The organism is Mediterraneibacter butyricigenes (assembly GCF_003574295.1).
GTDB lineage: Bacteria > Bacillota > Clostridia > Lachnospirales > Lachnospiraceae > Mediterraneibacter_A > Mediterraneibacter_A butyricigenes.
Genome location: NZ_BHGK01000001.1, coordinates 630,715 through 648,784 on the forward strand (window position 1 = coordinate 630,715; position 18,070 = coordinate 648,784).

Sequence of the window (18,070 nt, forward strand, 5' to 3'; positions counted from 1 at the left end):
CAATCACCCATTATAATTTTTCCGGTTTTTCTGCTTATTGTAATTCCGCCTCTGATGCCGGTTTCCGTGCTGCTGCACATTGTATTTTTCATACTTCGCATTCAACGATTTTGCCTCCGACTGCTCATAAGCAAGCAGATCATCCACCGCATCCAGGCATAATCTCAGGCTTGTCTTTCCTTGAAACATTTTTTCATGCGCTTTCTCTTCGATTACCGAATCAAAAAAATGGAAGTAGCACTGACACTGGGCACGGACAATATCCGCTGTCTTTCCCGTTTTCGGGACATCTCTGGCTTCTTCCTGCAATCTTTTCTTCGCTTCATCCAGATTTTCCAAAAAGTCTACGTCTGTAAAATCAATCTCTGTTTCAAGATCTCCAAATTTAAAAAGGCTCATCGGCTCACACTCCTATCTTTCTACTATGCAAATGTACAGGTCTGCCAGTTGTCTGTGGTTGTTGCAGTTCCTTTTACCGCATCGCCGGCAGCTTTAAAGCTACCTTTGTAAATCAGAGCATCCGTTCCATCGCCTTCTGTATCAGGAATCACACTCCAATCACGCTTTCTAGCTGTGCACGTATTCGGATCTTCTGTCTGAACGTCAAAAAGATCAACGACCACAATAGTTACCTGTGCATCAGAGCCAAGAATTTCATCGTCTGTAATCTCTGCCAGTCTGACGTGAACCGGATCATTCGTATACCGGTCAAATTCATAATCCATCGCCGGAGCATATCCAACCACGTCCGAACGTTCAGACGCTTCATCTACATACTGCCGACTATATTCCGTAGAATTCTTTCCGTCAGATAATGACGTAAATCCTGTCATTCTGGTAAAACTCTTCCCATCACCTGTGGTATCCATAAATGCCACTCTTTTATGTCTTCCAACTAATTTCTTTTTGCTATCTGCCATAGTCTTTACCTCCTACTGATATATTAATCTGCAAATCATCTGGTATCTTCCCAGATCCACATCCGGTGCAAAAAGATAACCGGATTGCAGAACCTCCACCTTGATTGCCTCGTGTCCACTCAGATCCGGGACAATGTCATTCAGATTATTGTCCTCTGTCCATTCCTCAAACGCCTGGTAAAATCCACTGTTCGCGATCCCGGTTCGGGCATCACCATCATAAGCTTCCTTGCTGGTCAGGGCGAACTGAAACTGTTTCAGGCAAGTTCCATCTACATACTTCTTGTAGATTGGATCTGCTCCGATTGGATCAATGGAATACTCCATCCCATCTCCCAGATAATCAATGTTAATCTTTCGATCATCCACATAAGGGCACGTTGCAACATACTCTCTGATACTCTCAATGATCGGCTTTTTATTGTCCTGCAAGCTTCTCCGCTCCTTTCATGATTGCATCTTTCTTACTGGCTTTCATTGTTTCAAACCATCTTGCCTTAGTTTTATGCTCGTAATACTGCCGGCGGGCATACGGGGCAAGATATTCAATGGATCCAGAACCGATCACTGTACCAAGTGTCCCGGACTTAATCAGCATCCCGGTTCTTCTCGGTGTCAATGGATTCATGTAGCGTAGACACTCAGAATCCACAAATGTCTGCGCCCTTGAAAATCCCTCCGCTTTTTTCTGTGTGAATCCCGGAGCCCATTCCAGCCGTGCCGTGGTAGAACCATTCTTACCAGTCACCGTAAATACGCTGCCTCTCGGAGTTGTGATCCGGAATTCTTTCTTTCCTGCCATCTTACTCGCCTCCGATCCGCCAGTGCGGAGTCGTACCAAACCGGTTGTCCGACCAGCTTGTCACCTTGCAGTGCTTCTGGAACACGGCTTTCAGATCTGCAGGCCTTTCAATCTCAATCTGACACTCTCCCAGGACAATCTGATCATCATTCTGGATGGTCCAGAATTCTTCCGGATTTTCTACAATAGCATACTCTTCCGGTGGGAGATACCGATCCGCATTCTCCACATCTGCAGGAATACGGATCTTGTACACTTCTGCGCTGTTCAATCCGGAATCCCCGGCAGATACCTTATGGTCCACATATACATGAACGCCCCGGATTACCGTCCTGTTCCAGGAATCAAAAGCTGTCTTACTGCCAGCTCTCCGGTTATAGATCGTAATCGTCGCATTCGTCAACATGGACGCATCCCACCTTTCTGAACAGCCATCCGGTTGGCAACAAATACATGGATGCCGCAGCATATGCCTTCTTTTGAAGCAATTCTTCTGTAGTCTGTCCGTCTGTCTGCTCTGTCACGTATGTTACACTGTACCCATCGTTATTTTCTGATTTCACAGTTTTCTCTGACTCATTCTTTTCCCAGATAAAATAAACATCTGACACTGCACACACCGCATCCTTTACTACAGTGTTTTCAACTGCGAAGATATCACCACGGACATAGGTTAATTTTCTGATATACGCTTCAGCTTTACGTTCAGCGGCCGGATATTCCTTTTCCGGAATATCGCCGCCATATTCCTGGCTGTAATATGCATAATCTACATACATAAGCCATTCCCCTTTCTCTTACTCTCCCGCTTTCAAGATTGCAAACGGACATCTCTTTGCCTTATCCTTCCGTAGGCTGTTAATCGGATTCGGGATTTCCCAGCCGAGGCGCATGACTGCTCGAAGCGCAATCATATCGTTCTGCATCAGATTGTATGCGATAGAACCATCCGTATTCTGAATTACACCTTCGGTAAACAGCTTGAATGTAATATCCTGTCTGATGGAATATACAAGCTGAGAAAAATCACCGGAGATCATGAGCGCCTTGGATTTATCAAATGCCCCGTTGTTCGGAAAATTCATTGGAGAGCCATCTAAAGCGTACTGTGTAGTCCCCTGCAAATCCTGTTTGAACAACGGATCTCCATTTGCATTTTTCAGTCCTCTGAGTTTTGCTCTCATGGAAATATCTGCCATGTGACCATTCACAAAGTAACCAGACCCCTCTACCTTTGCAATCACACCGTCTTCAGCCATGATCTTGTCATACAGACTGTCTGATGCTCCAAGTGTCACGACTGCACTCGCCTTTGTTGCAGTTGTAACTACATCTTCTCTCCATGTTGACGGTTTATTCTCGCCAAAAAGCACCGCACCGTCAATCACTTTTCCGAATGCCTCTGTTACTCTCGGCTTTACTTCTGCCCAGATATCATATTCAGAGTCATCCAGAACAGACTCTGGGATTGGAACGATCACTGCGATTTCTTCTGCGGTGATAAATTTCTTGTCCCATGCCTGTTTTGTAGTTTTCTTCTGTCCATTATCGCCGTTTACAAAATAGGCAATCGGCAGCATATCCAGTACTGGCATTTTATACTGCTTACTGGTCATATTCGCCAGCTTACGTCCTCTGGAAAGAACTGCTGACTGCGAAATTGTTCCCTGGATAATTTCATTTGCCTCCTGAATCGGGATCAGAGACTCTGCTCCAGTACGGTCAATAATCGATGCATCTCCTTCGAACATTCTCAAATTCATTCTGTTTTTATTCATTTTGTTTCCTCCTTTATCTTCTTGCCGCAGCTCGGATCCTGTCATTAATGGAAGCGTTCATACTTCCGCCGGTCCCCTCAGCAGAATTTCCTGATGAAGTGGAAATCCGGTAAGAATTTGCACCTCCCGCAAATCTTGGATTCTCTTTTAAAAACTTATCTGCTGCTTTTTCAAACGTTGTTTTATCATCTACAAGTTTCGATACCTTGAACATGACATAATCCAGATCTTCTGATTTCACACCTTTTCCGGACAGCAGTTTCTCATTCTTCATCTGCTGTACTTCATTCAGTGCGTCATCTCGTTCTTTCTGAAGCTTTGCAGTATCCGGCTGATTCGCTGCACGATCTGCTTTAAACTGCGTAATGGCCTGAGTCACTTCCTCTTCCGTCATCCCCTGGCTTCGGAAAAAGTTTGCAAGTGCAGTTCTTTCTGAACGTTCAACCCTCGCCCCTGCAATCTCCTCTAACTGTTCATAGGTATATGTTCCGGCATTGTGTGCTCCGGATGCACTCCCAGCGGATCCCTGGCCGCCGTTTCCAGTCCCGGCATTTCCACCCTGTCCACCAGAGCCAGCTCCGCCGCCGTCTTCAAAGAGCTGTAAATTCATTCTTTTTTTCATGTTTTTACCTCCGTTTCGCCTCGACAGGCTCCCGAGCTTTTATACTGTCATCACGTTTTGGACATAAGAAAAACACCCTCTCGGGTGCTTCGTTACTGAAATTCTATGCAATTGTATTCCCGGTCGATATCCGTAATCCCCAAGAACCACGAATCTATCAGAAGTTTTCCTCCATCCGACAGATTTTCCCAATCAATAGTCGTCATTCCGCTGCCTGTATCCGCACGGATTCGATCGCCAGTCAGGTCCTTTAGAGAATTAATCAGGTTACAAGTCAGCGCCGATACCCCGGCACACGCTCGATCGATGCCATCTGAATTTTTCCGGCAAGCATGACCGGCCATGCGAATACTGTTCAATGTTATGGTTATCTCAATCACTGAATTACCTCCTGAAAATAGTACAAAAATACCACCGGTCATTTCGACTGGTGGCAGCTACTCTTCTTCATACCTATATTTTCCATTGCACACATCATCTTCATCCGCCCATAATTTTTCATCAGGGATGCCTTCTGGAAATGCTTTACAAACATAATGCTCCCAATTAAACCACTTACATGTCTCACATCTTGGGAATTCTGTTCTAAATCCTCCGCCAAGGAAGGATATATTTTTTAATGAGTTTTCTTGCTTCATCCGGAATTTTTTCTCCATTTCTGTATCTTACAAATGCTTCTGCGAGACTCTCTCTTCCATCTTTTGTCTTATCTGCATATTTTGAAATTCCCGCAACAAACTGACTTTTTATTTTTGCGTTCAGCTCCTTATATTCTGTTGCTGTAACACAATTTTGAAATGGCATTATATGTGCCATTTCATGAGCGATATAATCTTCAAAATTTTTTCCTGCCATTATTTTTTTATTGTAACGCGACTTCATTTGCTTTTCAAGATTTTGGAAATCTCTATTACTATTAATTATCAAACTATGCTTTAACACTCCATCCATATCTATATACCCACCTGTAACAAAAATATCACCCGCACTAAGTTTTCCGCTCTCAATCATATCAAGATATATGGTATACTCTGAATTCAGTTTTCTTATCGCTTGATCTATTTTGTATTTGATTTCCTTGCTTAATCCTGCATTTTTAGCTACTGAATCTGGGATAGAGATCTTCATTTTAGCATTATAGTTACCCGCAACTCTCCCTCTCATATCCAAATAGATACGCTCTCGTTCTTCCTTGAGTCCCATCTTACGTGAAAACACTGTATAATCATTGAGCTGTCCCTGATATTTTGCTTTTTGAATCATCACTTCCTGCGGATCAGCTCCGCCAGACTGCAACAATCTGACATTCTCACGCTGCGCCCGCATCGCCGTTTCCATCTGCCGTTGTCTCTGCTTGGCTTCATACAGGGTGTACTGCTTATCCCGGAACTCTTTCGGTTCGTTTTCCAGACGATTCTGCTCAGTCAGCCACTCATCCGTCCAGTTCCGCTCAGAAATTCCCGGAATAAACGGATAATATTCATGATAACAGTTTGCACCCAACAGACCGGTTACTGTTCCAAGCCCACACACATCATACAATTCCTGTTTACTCCACACCTGTCCTTGCCAGACAGAATGTGTCGGTCTTGCACCTGCATGCCATGCTACCTCAAAAAATTCTGTCCCGAGTTTATTTGCGTTATATTCTGAGATCTTTCCGGCAATCTGACTGACGCCTGTCAAGACCGCTCTTCTGGCAGCCACATCTACTCGATCAGCTCGTCCGGACGCGTAATCTATCTTGCGGAGTCCGCTGTTCGTGAGCTGTGTAACCGTCCGTCTCAGGACACTGTTATAATCAAATGATCCGGAGACAATATCCATACACGCGGCATCCAGATATTTTGCATAGACCTGAGACAATGGCGTCATTACCTTCTTTCCGTTGCCATAATCCAAATAAAAGCCCATCGATCTGGTAACATTCTCCAAATCTGACAGGCTCTGCTCTATAATCGCATTTGTAATCTGCTGCAACTGCTTATTCTGTTCGAATGGTATGTATTCAGCATTGATCTGTTCATAAACACCCTTGTTTCGGACGTACTCCCAATTAATCACCTCATCATATAACTCAAACATTTCCGGGTAAGAAGCATCCAACGCCGTTTTTATCTCTTTCTCAATATCTTCCGAAGAATAACCCAGGATCTGCAACCGGTTAATCTGCCAGTCAGCTGTGCTTGTAATCTCGCCAGCTTTCTGGATTCTCCGGACAATATCCTGCATGATCCAGTCTTCCAAATTCTGATATCTGGCCGCTATCTTATTCGGAATCTGCTCTTTGTAATCATTTTTCATATTACTCCATCACCTGATTCTGCTCCGGTAATTTCTTCGTTGCTTCTTCCAGCGTCTCCCCGTACCATTTTGCCCGATACTCCGCATGACTCATGACTCCCATGCTCACATCCTGCCGGTCCCGGTTGCGCTCCGTTTCCTTATCCTCAATGATAGAATCATCGAAATTGATCACAATCTCCGCATCTGCATCTAATGAATAATTTAAAACAATTCCCAGCCGAATAATGATACGGATCAATTGTTTCAAAGCATCTTCCAGGAGAATCTCGTGCTTCTTGAGCATACGATACATGTCTGAATTTTCTGAAATGATCTCAGTCGCCGTTTTTGCTCCAGATGCACCAAACTGATAACGATCTGTACCGAACCCACATTTCAGGGACAAATAGTTCAGATCGTCATTAATTGCTTTGCTGTGTTGATCTGCCCGGAGAGTCATGTCCACTTCTTTCAAAAGCCCCTCACTGTTGGCATCATCTTCCGGCAGCGCATAAAAGACACTGTCATCCGGATCAAATGCCGGAGAACCATCCGTATTTGTCAGCAACTCCGGTTTTACAAAAATTCGCTTTCTACCCAGTTCGAACTCATTACAATATGAATCGTACTCGATATCCAATTTTTTGAGCACGTCGATTGCATTGGCAAAGATCGCAATTCCCATCGGATTATTCTCATCCGCATTATTGGTGATATTTAAACGATCAATCACAAATTGTGGTTCCGACGATCCTGTCTTTACTTCCTCCGCCAACGTTTTAAATGGCTTCAGCTTTCTCCATTCTTCTTTCGATAACTCTGTCCCCTCCTGGCTTCCAGACTCACATTTCAATACCGTATTTCTGATTACGTACTCCCCATTCTCTAAAAGATGGGATTGCACCTGCACATATTTCTTTCTTGCCACAGTATGAGGAAATGTGAAAACACATTCTGTAACTCTCCCATTTGTCCAGCTTACCGGATAAATATTTGGCGCATCTACGTAATTGATGGAAATTTCCCCTGACAGAATTTCTCCGTCTTCTGTAATCTCCACATGATCCAGATAAGGAATATATGCCACTGTTCCGGTAAATGCTTTGCGTTCCTGACAGTCATTTCCCATCACAAGAAAGCGATTCTTTTCCAAAATCTGTTGAACAAATTCATTCGTTTTCTCATCATTCAGCGTAATTGTCACTCGTTCATTCAGTAACAGATCTGCAATATCTTCACTTAGTTTCTTTGCCATCCCCATACTTTTTCTCTGGCATCTCTTATATGTTCCACGTCCTGTATACACCCTGTAAAAAGAAAAACGTCTTACATTTCCTTCATACCAGGAAATCCATTCCGCTATCTTGCGGTAGAATGATGCATCTACTGTATCAATTCCTATCCTTTTAAAGTAATTAAAGATATTCATCTGCACTCACCTCCCTATTCCGCATCATCTGTATCTTCATCCCTTATCTCTCGTGGCAGCCATCGTTTCAACTTGCTCCACGCACCCATGACCACATATCGGATCGCATCCATACAGTGATCGCCTTTCTTTACAGGGACTTCTTTTCCCTTCTCAATTGATTTCTTATCATACTCATAAGTTCCAAACTCCACCACTGCATTTTCTTGCTTCGGCGATATACTCATAATGTCAAAACTCAGCACCTTCTGCGCTCTGCTGATTCCCAGTGCCACATCATTCTCCGCATCCTTGAGTATGACCTGATATTCCAGACCGGTTCTGGTTGCTCGCTTTACTTCCTCTGCCAGTCCTTTTGCCGATGGATCAAGAAAAATATAAAAAACCCGGTTGTCATACTGTTCATGCAGGTCATCCATGAACTCAACCAAGTCTTTTGCATATTCCGACGGGCTCTTTTGCCGTCCGGTCTCCCGGCCACTGTGGTAATATTCTCCCAGTCCTGGAAACTTTTGCCGGTAAGTATCTAACCCAAACGCCTGAAACGTTGTCGCATTCTGCTGTCCATAATCGCCACCGATATAAATTCGGTCATATCTTCGATCTGGATCCGGTTTCTGTCTGTGCCGATCTCCAAACATGTAATAGATCAGTTCATCTACACCGACTGCCTGACCAAGCCATACCCAGCGATACATCTTTTCATCCGCCTGCTTCATAGCCTCCGCTGATGCGATCAAGTCCTGCCCTAACCATTCGACTGGGACATCTCTGTAATCTGTATGAATGTGCAGACAATCGTCACGCTTCTCCATCTTCTTGCACCATTGATTGATCGGCGCATTGGGATTCTTTGGCGGATTGTACAGGTAGATCATCTGGAATCCGCTGCTATTGCCTCGAACAAACGTCGCTTCAATATTGCTCAATTCATCCTCGCCTTCTCCGTCATCGAAGAACTCTGTCAGCTCATCCAGAACAACCAGCTTGATGGGCTTGTCCTCGTCGATAATACCTTTCGTATCATCAATGCCATCTGAACCAGAAAAATAAATAGTTGTACCGTACTTTTTGTATGTAATCTCCATCGGAGACTTCGTGATTACAAATTTCTTTTTCGAAACTCCCAGGCGATTGATGCCTCTCAGCATCTCTTTGTATACCGTCTTCCTGAGCTTATTGTGATGCTTACGAAGAACCACCGCCGATGCATGCGGATCCGACACAATCTGATAGTCCGTCCGAATGGCAGCATAACTGGATTTTGTACCGGCACGCCCCGAAGTCAGGATGATATGCTTAATCTTTTTGTTGTTGAATATCGGCAAATACTTCGGAATCACTATGTCCGATATCTTCACCTGGCGCATCGTTGACAATCGTCACACCATCCTCTCCATCATCATTACCGCCGTTCTGGATGCGCTCAGTGTTCACCTTAATCTGAGCGATCCGGGCTTTCTGCTCCTCTGTCGCAAGATCCCAGTTCTTATGCAACAGATTCTCATACCGGTTGATCATCCCTTCCAGTGTCTTCTGCGCTCTTGCCTGCGCTGACAGGAAGTTTGCCTGTTTATCCCAAGCTTGCTGCACATCGTAGCCCGTGGACTCCATCCCATCCATGGTGATTTCTTTCGTCTTATCCTCCTGATCCCGAACATACATAATCTTCTGTGCCCGGATAATCGCAGCATAGGCAATCTGTATCTGATCCCACAGAACATCCAGCGGATCTTTTGGCATCTCCTGAATGATCGATAATGTCTCTTCTGGGAGGTACTTGGAAAAGAATCCGTGCTTTTCTGCGTGCCTATTTCCCGGTGGGCCCGTGCCTCCATGCCCTTCAGCATTCTTATTGCCGGGTTGGCCTCCCTGCTTCTTCTTTCCGGGTACAGAAGAGGGTGCACCCTGCGTATTTGAGAGTGCACCCCGTTTTTTTATTTCAGACCAGCCATATCGCTTGATCCAACTCTTTATCGTATTCAAACTGGTATCATACTTTTCCGCCAGTTTCTTGGGCGGGATACCAGACAAATAGTCTTTTTTAATCTGCTCTTTTACATCAGCCACGTCACCACCTCTCTCTTCTTCGTTTCGTTTTGCGCACGAGAAAAGCACCCCGGAGGGTGCCCTTCATATAAATTCTTTAATTACTATTTTTTACTTCCCTTTTGCTCCCACAATTTCTTTCTATCCGAATCGTCCAATGTGCAATAAGCTTTTTCTTGTATATTTTTATCATTAGAAAAAATCAATTTCAGCATGCACGCCATGCCACGATACGTAGACAACAGGAACAATAACAATAAATAAATAAACAAAAAATCTAAAATTTTTAAAATGCACGTATTTTCTATAACATCTCTCGTATAAATTGAAAGCGACACACATGCATCTATCAGTCCATATCCAATTGTTTCAGATATGTATTTTTTGAACAATCCATCCTTGTCTCTATCGAATACATATTGCACAAGCTTAGACTCATTTTTCATGCTTAAGATAACTGGAATAATTGCACCTATAAAACCAATAATAATCGAATCAAGCGTAACGATTCCTTCTACCAAAGAATCTATTTGTTTACTTTTTATCGGTTCGAATGATACACGTGTCAATGTAATCGTTATAGCCAATGCAATTATATGCGGATACAAACGTTCCCATACATACAAAACTTTTATTTTATTCATAATTGTTCACCTTAAGACAACAATTCATATATTTCATTTTTTCTTTCCAAATATTTTCTCATCATTAAGTTTGTTGCATATTGAAATTCCAAAGCTGTACGTTTTTCTAGTTTGAAATCAATATAGTCACGTAGCGAATTATCAAACAGATCCACTACATCTACACAAGATGTATCGTCATCATCTTTTACTTTCAGCACAGCATCCGTTACGATATCCCTATTGTTGTATATATCATCTAACATAATAGGGATTTGTTCTTGATTAAGTCCTGCCTTCGGCTGTCTCCCTCTTCCAAGTGAGAAAACTAATGTTCCTGATTTTCCACCAATATCATTATAACTATTTATAATTCTGCCGAGTGGTCGGTGACTCTCCTCTACAGCATGTATATTTGCCAAGCGAACACATAAATACCTGAAATTTTTCTTTTTAAGCTCTGCTACGCTAGTCATTTTACTAATATGCAATAAAACTATTTTATGTTTCGGGTCATCCCAGACCTTATTGAGACATTTTTCTAACTTCCCCTTGCTCATCGCGAATCTATTGCATTGAATCATAGCAACTGATTTTTTTGAATCATAAAGCATAAGCAAATCTTCACCTATATATTCATCATCATCAAGTTCTATAGGCTTCGCTTCCTCTTTTTTCTTCACTATCGAAGGAATATTTGTATCTCTAAGTTTTAAAAAACGTATTTTCCAGATTCCACTTTCCGTATCCACCTCTAATTCTTCTAGTCGAGCAATAACATTATCAAATTCAATTTCCTTTTTCTCCATATTGTCATCGACTACTTTTTTTATCCAAGCTTCAAAATCAAATCTTTTAGGTGATACATCTTGCTCATCCTCCATCATACACACTGTATAATAGCTAAATTTAACAGTTCTCTTATATGCCATCTCGCATTTCCTCCCATACCTAAAACCTACTTCCATAATACTCCATATTTCGGTAATAGACAACGAAAAGACAGCCCTGTTTACACCAGGCTGTCCTCTCAGGTACGGGATTGAGCCGCCGGGTTTCCGCCTTTGGCTCAAGTATTATTATAAATGTGAATCGTGTGAATTGTGTGAAACTTTCAAATATGCATCAATTTTTTTGCTCACACTACTTCTTTCCAAATGAAGCTGCTTCGCCACCTCACTCTGAGTCATCGTTTTCCTTCCATCAATGAAATACATCCGGAAGATCCTTTTGCTCAAACTGTCCCTAATTCCATCAACAAAATCCTCGATTTCCGCACATTCCACTTCCAGAAATTCCTTTCGCTTCAGATCTCGCTCCTGCAGCCTCTCATAACGTTTCTGGTCGAACCCGGTAACGCTCTGTGGCATTGGATAACCTTTGCTGTAATCGAAAATAACATCATTCCCGATCATCGTATCGGACTTCCAGCGATTATTCAGCACATAATCCAATTCTAAGATTTCCGCCTTGTTACTTCTGTAAGCGGCCAGTCTTTCTTTTGTCATCTGCTCCATCGGTCTCTCCCTCCAAGTCCGCCTCAATGTCATACTTCTCCGCCAGATATCCGATCAGTGTCCGATGCTCCAGCTGTCTCCCCTGCGCCTGCACCATGCTGCCTGCTTGATATGCCGGTCTGCGAAACCGTTCTCTGGCTGCCTCGTCTACTCTCTTTTCAAAGACATCGTCCTTGCGGAGTTTATCATATGCCTTTGTTTTCTTGTCTCGTCCTCGCAATCATATCTACCTCCTCCACCTTCCACGATCTCAATCACCTCTGCCAGCTTCAGCAGCTCACAGGGCTTGTCCTCTCCGACAATCCTCGCATACCGGCTTTTCTCCTTCAGCTGCTCGATCACTGCATACCGGTCAAACGCTGTTGGCTGCTCATCAATCACCTGCAGCAGTGTCTTCTTCCCGGTCATATAGTCTGCTGACAGTCCATGCACCAATCCGTCCACGCTAATCATTCTGCTCATTCGTTCCACTCCTTCATCTTCAACCTTGCTCCCTTTTCATACACCGTGCACTCTTCTACTGTGCATCCTCGGCTGTGCTCCATAATCCCTGCATAGTCACATCCATTGACTTCTGTCCGCGCACTTCGGTACTTGCAGGACATACACAGATGCCGATCCGCATTCTTTCCGGTTTTTCCTTTCTCCGCTTCCTTTTTCTGTTTCCGGAACATGGCTGCGTAAGTCCCAACCGTTCCAACAGGAATCCCTGTCTTCTCTGCGATTTCCTTGTTCTGGTAGCCTTGCTCCACCAGTTCTCCAATTATGGTTCTGCGATCTTCATGCTCGCTTTCCGGAAGCGGGGTTGATTTTCTTTTCGTTTTCATTTCAGTCTCCTCTGGCTCATCTGGGGGGGGCAATACTTTCTTCATTTTTCTCCCTTCTCACCGATTCACTCTCTCCAATTCTTTCAAAATCTCACTCAAGACGTTCTGAGAAAAGTCTCCTGGGAACTTTGCCCGGATCTGTTTTGCCTCTTCCATTGCCTGTTCCCATTCCTGTTCTGACGTCACATCCTTGTGTCTTCGGAATAACTTCCATGCCTCAACAAAAAATCTCCAATAGTTTCTCAGTTCCGCTTCTTTCATGGCAGCTCCTCTATCTCGATAAAAATCCCAGGCACTTCCGCCCAAAACTTTTCCGTGATCTCCGATGCCACCAATGCATCATCCTTCCAGAATCCCAATGTCGTCATACAGTCTTTTAACAGCTTCTGCAGGTTGTCTGTGTCCGGTTTCGTGATCCGGTACTCTCCATCCTTGTGGTTCTTTCTTGGAAAGCACCATTTCGTAATCAGCCGCACGCCTTTCTGATAAGGCTCCATGTCAACTGGTTTATGTTTGCACAGATGACCGATCAGCTTTTGTCTGGCTCTTTTTAGTTCCGGCGGCTCATAAAAGACCGGCTTGCCATTCACAATCGCGACCTTGTGTTCCTGATGCGTAACTGTCGGCGGATCCATTGCCATAAAAAAAATCATGTTCAGTCTCAGCTCCTTTTTCTTTTTTTCTTTTCTCGCGACTGTACTGGATGGGTATTCTCCTAACCCGTTGTGGGGGCGTACTCAATCGCCCCACACTTTAGGGTGGGAATACCCGTACAGAGGGCTTGCCCGATTCCCGATATATATATACGTAGTATATATAGGTGCCGGGCAGGCATTCCCGGGATGCCCGTGACTAAGGTGACGGGCAAAAGTTGCCCGATGCCCGCGACCATGGTTCAGGGAAAGTATTCCCGATGCCCGTGACTAAGGTAATGGGCAAAGGCAATGAGTGTCTTTATCCACCATAAATCCAATCTCTTTTAGCGAATTTCGAACCGTTTTTTCTTGTGGATATTTCTCTCCGGTTGCCTCTGCATCCGACTTCAAAACCTCATACAATTCTTTCACCGTCGGATATTTATCTTCATGCTCGAACCGGAAATTTTCGATTGCCATCTTATATTTTTGGTGTTTGGTATTCCGTGCCTGATCACTTCGTTTTTGTCTGGCCTCTTTCGCTTTCTCCCAGAGTGGCTTTCCTGTCTCCATCTGCAGGTCCTTTAAACTTCCCACCTCATCCAATACATGAACCGGATAACTGAACCATAAATTTATCGGTTCAAACCGTGGGAACTCTCTCAGCGTCCCTTCAATCCGCCAAGCTGTCTTTCCTTTTGCGATCGCTTTCTGCTCCTCTATCACCCTCGACAATGCGTTCATTTGCCACTTATCCAGCGTCTTCTTGCAATACTCCAACATCGCTGCACTACTTAGCAGATCGTCCTGTGAAAGCTCGTCCTTCCAGGCAAAATGTGCATCCAGATAGATCCGACAAGCCTTGCAGATTGCTTTATTCATTTCCTGTTTTTCCAATGCCTCCGTCGTGTCTAATTCGATCAGGTCAAGCAACGCATCCGGATCTCTGGCAAATACACCGGAACCGGATGCACGGTCCATGGACTTCTTACCACCCTGCGCGCCTTTTGAATGGTGGTGGCAATAAATCACTGCACACCCCAGTTCCGTACAGACCTTATCGAATTGATTACAGAAATTCGCCATCTGGTCCGCGCTGTTTTCATCTCCTGTGATCACCTTGTAAATCGGATCGATCACAATCGCCACATAGTTTTTCTTTGCGGCTCTCCGGATCAGCTTTGGCGCCAGCTTATCCATTGGCACGGATTTTCCTCTCAGGTTCCAGATATCGATGTTCTGCAGGTTTAATGGCTGCAAGCCCATCGCTTCATATACATCTTTAAACCGGTGTAGGCAACTGGCCCGATCCAGTTCCAGATTCACGTAGAGCACCCGACCTTGCGCACAGTACCACTGCAGCCATTTCTTCCCTTCCGCGATCGCGATACACAGTTCGATCTGAAGAAAAGACTTTCCTGCTTTGGATGGACCTGCGATCAGCATCTTATGCCCTTTTCTCAAAACTCCTTCGATTAAGCACGGGGATAGCTCCGGAAGGTTCTCCCAGACAGCTTCCAATCCTTCTGGATCAGGCAGATCATCGTTTACACTTTCAATCCACTCATACCATTCATTCCAGGATTCTTTTCCGATATTGGTATCTACAAGGAACTGCTTGTGTTCCCCTCTCTGAATTCCAGGCATCCTGGACAGTCTGGAAGGATTCCGGTTCTGTACATCCACTTTGATTCCGTTTTTCTGGCATACGTCATACAGATAATCCACTCTTTTTCTGTATTCCGGATAGTTTTCCGCATCCACTTTCACGATGGCATGCAAGCTCTTTCCACCGCTATGTACCAGACACGCAATCGGCAGCTCCAACTCTCTCAGAATTGCATTTTGCTTTTCAATCGCTGTATTATCAGACTCGACCAGTGCATATCGGTACTCTGCTACATTTTCATTCCTTACCCCTTTTCCGTCCAAAGGGTTGAATCGGATCCATGCACCACCTTGCGGATCATAGTCTCCCATAACCGCTCCGAGATCCCCTTTGCATTTTCCGAGGGCTTCGATTAACTCCCCGGCAGTACGATCCCAGTTTCCTTTATCCTGCGGAATATACTTTCCTTTGTCATTCTGCTAGGACTTCATCACATATCCCACATTTTCTCCCGGCTCAAACAGGGTTTCCAGATATTTGATCAGCTCCTGTACCGGATTCCAGTTCTTCGGTTCGTATACTTCCCTTTCTTCTACCCAGTTCTTATCTACCACCACACGATCCGAGTCTGTTTCTATGGTGTCATTCCACTCCAGTTCATGCCCATAGTTTGGTGTCCAGCCGTTTTCTGTGGCCATCTGAAAGATCGTGCCTCCAGTCACCGGTGAAGTGGTTCCCCGGAATGTGTTCCATTTCTTTTCACATTCTCCGGAATGGTATCTACCATAGTCCCGTCTGCTCCATTCGTCCCATTCACGGACAGAGTACCCTTCGTGCTTCAGAGCCATTCCTACATTGACCCACTCCTGATAGTTGAGGTCTGCCGGATTGATGTATTCAATTAATTCTAATAGGCTTGTTCTTTCCATCCTGCTTTTTATGCTCCCTCGTGATATTCTTGCGGAACGACGTCATGTGGAATCCTCCAGCCATTGGCTGCAATTCGGTCAATCATCTTCCTTGCTGTTTCAAATTGCCAGGTTCCTACATGCTGGAATCCTCGGCTTTCCAGGAAACGGATCTGTTTCGGGGTTGTCAGTCCCTCCTGTCTCCTTTTATCCAGGCGATCCAAGATCTTCGCTGCCTTTCCTGCGTTATCAATCTGATCCGGTAAGATTCCCAGCTTTTCCAAAGTGCTTTTCTGTTTATCAGATGGTGGTCCCATTTCCCATCCAAACGATGGTACATATCCGGATAAATCTTCCGCTTGAATGGACATTTCAAACTGCAGTGGATCTACCAGCTTTTTCTTTCGCCGCTTCATTTCCGCCAATTGCTTTGCCAGTGCTTCTTCTCTCTGCGCCACCACATCTTCTGCGGCCTGTTTTTCTGCTTCTTCTATGTCAATCGCCATTCCCGCTTCCTTTTCCAGATTTTCAGTCATCGCCTGTGCGACTTCTTCGTTTTCGCAGATCAGGCTGGCAGGATGGCATAATTCATGACGTTCTGTGTGCCATAAGAAATCTAACAGCAATAGGTGATCTTTTCCCGGAGAAAGTCTCGTACCTCGTCCCACCATCTGGCAGTATAAGCTCCGAACTTTTGTAGGCCTGAGAACCACCACACAGTCCACAGACGGACAGTCCCATCCCTCTGTCAACAGCATAGAATTACATAGCACGTTATATTTTCCTTCTTCGAAATCTTTCAGGATTTCCGCGCGGTCTGTACTCTCTCCGTTTACTTCTGCAGCACAAAATCCATACTCGTTCAGCAGATCTTTAAACTTCTGACTGGTCTTTACCAATGGAAGAAACACCACGGTCTTTTTATCCGCGCAGTATTTTTGCATTTCTTCTGCGATTCCCTTCAGATATGGATCCAGTGCCGTTCCGATATCGCTTGCCTTAAAATCTCCCGCTTGAACTGAGACGCCGCTCATGTCAATCTTTAACGGAATTGTGAGTGCCTTGATCGGGGACAGGTATCCATCTTTGATTGCTTTGGGTAAGGTATATTCATAGGCCAGGGATTCGAAATACGTTCCCAGATTCCTCATATCTCCACGGTCCGGTGTTGCAGTCACTCCCAGTACCTGCGCATCGGGGAAATGCTGCAGCACTCTCTGGTAGCTGTCGGAAATGCAATGGTGGGCTTCATCGATGATGATCGTCTGGAAGTAATTCTCCGGGAAACCATTCAACCGCTTTTCTCTCATCATGGTCTGTACGGATCCTACAACCACACGGAACCAGCTACCCATACACGTCTCTTCTGCCTTTTCTACTGCACATCCAAGACCGGTTGATTTCCGGATTTTGTCTGATGCCTGTTCCAGTAATTCGCCACGGTGCGCCAGAATCAGGACTCTGTCCCCATTCCGCACACAGTCTTCGGCGACTTTTGCAAATACAATGGTCTTCCCACATCCCGTAGGAAGCACAAGCAGCGTTTTCTTTGCGCCGCTCTCCCATTGCTCAAATATAGATTTTCTTGCTTCCTGCTGATAAGGTCTCAGTTCCATTCTCAAAATCTCCCTGGCGTAAATTTCTGTCCCTCTTCTATGTCGTACACTCTCTGAATCCGATTAAATTTCTGATCCGGATTTTTTGCACCCGGAACAATTGTCACCTTACATCTTCCTTTTGCTCCTGGAACCTGGCTCCAGTTCATCCGCAGTTCTTCCCCTTTTTTCTTCAGGCCGATTCCCCGGAACAGCTCCGAAAGTTTCCACTCTAAGGAAGTATGCAAGATGTAGTTCTCGCGAATCGTCACATCTTTGTCCGGTGCGTGTACGATAAAATACACCACAGCCATGTTACATGGTGGCAGCTTTCCTTCACCTTTAGATCTGCTGCGATCCACCTTCTCAATCGTAAAACTGTAATCCCCTTCCGGGATTGGTTCAAAATCCTGTCCATCATTGACAATTGAATCTTCCCATCCTAATTCTCTTCCGTCTGTACTCATATT

General features: G+C 44.6%; 26 protein-coding genes. All 26 read right to left on the reverse strand.

Annotated features, from left to right (window positions below; genetic code table 11):
* Positions 1-3: 3 nt before the first annotated feature.
* The 26 genes from KGMB01110_RS02990 to KGMB01110_RS03100 all read right to left on the reverse strand — a co-directional run bounded on the left by KGMB01110_RS02990 (position 4) and on the right by KGMB01110_RS03100 (position 18,067).
* The gene (locus KGMB01110_RS02990) at positions 4-399 is read right to left on the reverse strand and encodes a DUF6673 family protein (RefSeq protein WP_119297514.1); all 396 of its coding nucleotides are present in this window, start codon (positions 397-399) and stop codon (positions 4-6) included.
* Positions 400-422: 23 nt separating this feature from the next.
* Complete coding sequence (locus tag KGMB01110_RS02995) at positions 423-920, reverse strand: hypothetical protein (protein WP_119297515.1); 498 nt, start codon at positions 918-920, stop codon at positions 423-425.
* Positions 921-932: 12 nt separating this feature from the next.
* Positions 933-1,352: a hypothetical protein gene (locus tag KGMB01110_RS03000; protein ID WP_119297516.1), complete on the reverse strand. Its 420-nt coding sequence runs from the start codon at positions 1,350-1,352 to the stop codon at positions 933-935.
* Positions 1,339-1,722: a minor capsid protein gene (locus KGMB01110_RS03005; protein WP_119297517.1), complete on the reverse strand. Its 384-nt coding sequence runs from the start codon at positions 1,720-1,722 to the stop codon at positions 1,339-1,341. Before KGMB01110_RS03005 ends, KGMB01110_RS03000 begins: the two co-directional genes overlap by 14 nt.
* Position 1,723: 1 nt before the next feature.
* A complete protein-coding gene (locus tag KGMB01110_RS03010; protein ID WP_119297518.1) occupies positions 1,724-2,128 on the reverse strand; it encodes a DUF6751 family protein in 405 nt (134 codons plus the stop codon).
* Entirely contained in the window at positions 2,097-2,501 is a 405-nt protein-coding gene (locus KGMB01110_RS03015) for a head-tail connector protein (RefSeq protein WP_119297519.1), read from the reverse strand. Before KGMB01110_RS03015 ends, KGMB01110_RS03010 begins: the two co-directional genes overlap by 32 nt.
* Positions 2,502-2,519: 18 nt before the next feature.
* Positions 2,520-3,500: a phage major capsid protein gene (locus tag KGMB01110_RS03020; RefSeq protein WP_119297520.1), complete on the reverse strand. Its 981-nt coding sequence runs from the start codon at positions 3,498-3,500 to the stop codon at positions 2,520-2,522.
* A 13-nt stretch (positions 3,501-3,513) separates the two neighbouring features.
* Positions 3,514-4,122, reverse strand: a complete 609-nt coding sequence (locus KGMB01110_RS03025) for a hypothetical protein (protein WP_119297521.1) — start codon at positions 4,120-4,122, stop codon at positions 3,514-3,516.
* A gap of 92 nt (positions 4,123-4,214) precedes the next feature.
* On the reverse strand, positions 4,215-4,502 hold the full coding sequence (locus tag KGMB01110_RS03030) for a ribosomal-processing cysteine protease Prp (RefSeq protein WP_119297522.1): 288 nt from the start codon (positions 4,500-4,502) through the stop codon (positions 4,215-4,217).
* 57 nt (positions 4,503-4,559) lie between these two features.
* Positions 4,560-4,760 carry a hypothetical protein gene (locus KGMB01110_RS14830; protein WP_136626675.1) on the reverse strand — a complete coding sequence of 67 codons (201 nt, stop codon included), beginning with the start codon at positions 4,758-4,760 and terminating at the stop codon, positions 4,560-4,562.
* Entirely contained in the window at positions 4,708-6,426 is a 1,719-nt protein-coding gene (locus KGMB01110_RS03035) for a phage minor capsid protein (RefSeq protein ID WP_119297523.1), read from the reverse strand. Before KGMB01110_RS03035 ends, KGMB01110_RS14830 begins: the two co-directional genes overlap by 53 nt.
* 1 nt (position 6,427) lies before the next feature.
* Positions 6,428-7,837: a phage portal protein gene (locus tag KGMB01110_RS03040; protein WP_119297524.1), complete on the reverse strand. Its 1,410-nt coding sequence runs from the start codon at positions 7,835-7,837 to the stop codon at positions 6,428-6,430.
* 14 nt (positions 7,838-7,851) lie between these two features.
* The gene (locus KGMB01110_RS03045; protein ID WP_119297525.1) at positions 7,852-9,207 is read right to left on the reverse strand and encodes a PBSX family phage terminase large subunit; all 1,356 of its coding nucleotides are present in this window, start codon (positions 9,205-9,207) and stop codon (positions 7,852-7,854) included.
* Positions 9,137-9,907, reverse strand: coding sequence for a phage terminase small subunit (gene terS / locus KGMB01110_RS03050; RefSeq protein ID WP_119297526.1), 771 nt, complete (start codon positions 9,905-9,907; stop codon positions 9,137-9,139). The genes KGMB01110_RS03045 and terS overlap by 71 nt, the downstream gene beginning before the upstream one ends.
* Before the next feature lie 83 nt (positions 9,908-9,990).
* Positions 9,991-10,530 (reverse strand): hypothetical protein, encoded by a 540-nt coding sequence (locus tag KGMB01110_RS03055; protein ID WP_119297527.1) that lies wholly within the window; start codon positions 10,528-10,530, stop codon positions 9,991-9,993.
* An 11-nt stretch (positions 10,531-10,541) separates the two neighbouring features.
* A complete protein-coding gene (locus KGMB01110_RS03060) occupies positions 10,542-11,441 on the reverse strand; it encodes a DUF6731 family protein (protein ID WP_119297528.1) in 900 nt (299 codons plus the stop codon).
* Positions 11,442-11,588: 147 nt separating this feature from the next.
* Entirely contained in the window at positions 11,589-12,026 is a 438-nt protein-coding gene (locus KGMB01110_RS03065; protein WP_119297529.1) for a hypothetical protein, read from the reverse strand.
* Positions 11,983-12,246 carry a hypothetical protein gene (locus KGMB01110_RS14835; protein ID WP_136626676.1) on the reverse strand — a complete coding sequence of 88 codons (264 nt, stop codon included), beginning with the start codon at positions 12,244-12,246 and terminating at the stop codon, positions 11,983-11,985. The genes KGMB01110_RS03065 and KGMB01110_RS14835 overlap by 44 nt, the downstream gene beginning before the upstream one ends.
* A complete protein-coding gene (locus tag KGMB01110_RS03070) occupies positions 12,174-12,488 on the reverse strand; it encodes a hypothetical protein (RefSeq protein ID WP_119297530.1) in 315 nt (104 codons plus the stop codon). The genes KGMB01110_RS14835 and KGMB01110_RS03070 overlap by 73 nt, the downstream gene beginning before the upstream one ends.
* A complete protein-coding gene (locus tag KGMB01110_RS03075) occupies positions 12,485-12,853 on the reverse strand; it encodes a helix-turn-helix domain-containing protein (RefSeq protein ID WP_119297531.1) in 369 nt (122 codons plus the stop codon). Before KGMB01110_RS03075 ends, KGMB01110_RS03070 begins: the two co-directional genes overlap by 4 nt.
* Positions 12,854-12,910: 57 nt before the next feature.
* Positions 12,911-13,114, reverse strand: a complete 204-nt coding sequence (locus KGMB01110_RS03080; RefSeq protein ID WP_119297532.1) for a hypothetical protein — start codon at positions 13,112-13,114, stop codon at positions 12,911-12,913.
* A complete protein-coding gene (locus tag KGMB01110_RS03085; RefSeq protein WP_119297533.1) occupies positions 13,111-13,506 on the reverse strand; it encodes a RusA family crossover junction endodeoxyribonuclease in 396 nt (131 codons plus the stop codon). Before KGMB01110_RS03085 ends, KGMB01110_RS03080 begins: the two co-directional genes overlap by 4 nt.
* A 270-nt stretch (positions 13,507-13,776) precedes the next feature.
* Positions 13,777-15,468: an AAA family ATPase gene (locus tag KGMB01110_RS03090; RefSeq protein ID WP_330508004.1), complete on the reverse strand. Its 1,692-nt coding sequence runs from the start codon at positions 15,466-15,468 to the stop codon at positions 13,777-13,779.
* A 108-nt stretch (positions 15,469-15,576) separates the two neighbouring features.
* The gene (locus KGMB01110_RS15640; RefSeq protein ID WP_330508005.1) at positions 15,577-16,026 is read right to left on the reverse strand and encodes a PriCT-2 domain-containing protein; all 450 of its coding nucleotides are present in this window, start codon (positions 16,024-16,026) and stop codon (positions 15,577-15,579) included.
* An 8-nt stretch (positions 16,027-16,034) separates the two neighbouring features.
* Entirely contained in the window at positions 16,035-17,621 is a 1,587-nt protein-coding gene (locus KGMB01110_RS03095) for a DEAD/DEAH box helicase (protein ID WP_119297534.1), read from the reverse strand.
* Positions 17,622-17,623: 2 nt separating this feature from the next.
* On the reverse strand, positions 17,624-18,067 hold the full coding sequence (locus KGMB01110_RS03100) for a hypothetical protein (protein ID WP_119297535.1): 444 nt from the start codon (positions 18,065-18,067) through the stop codon (positions 17,624-17,626).
* Between the last annotated feature and the right edge of the window lie 3 nt (positions 18,068-18,070).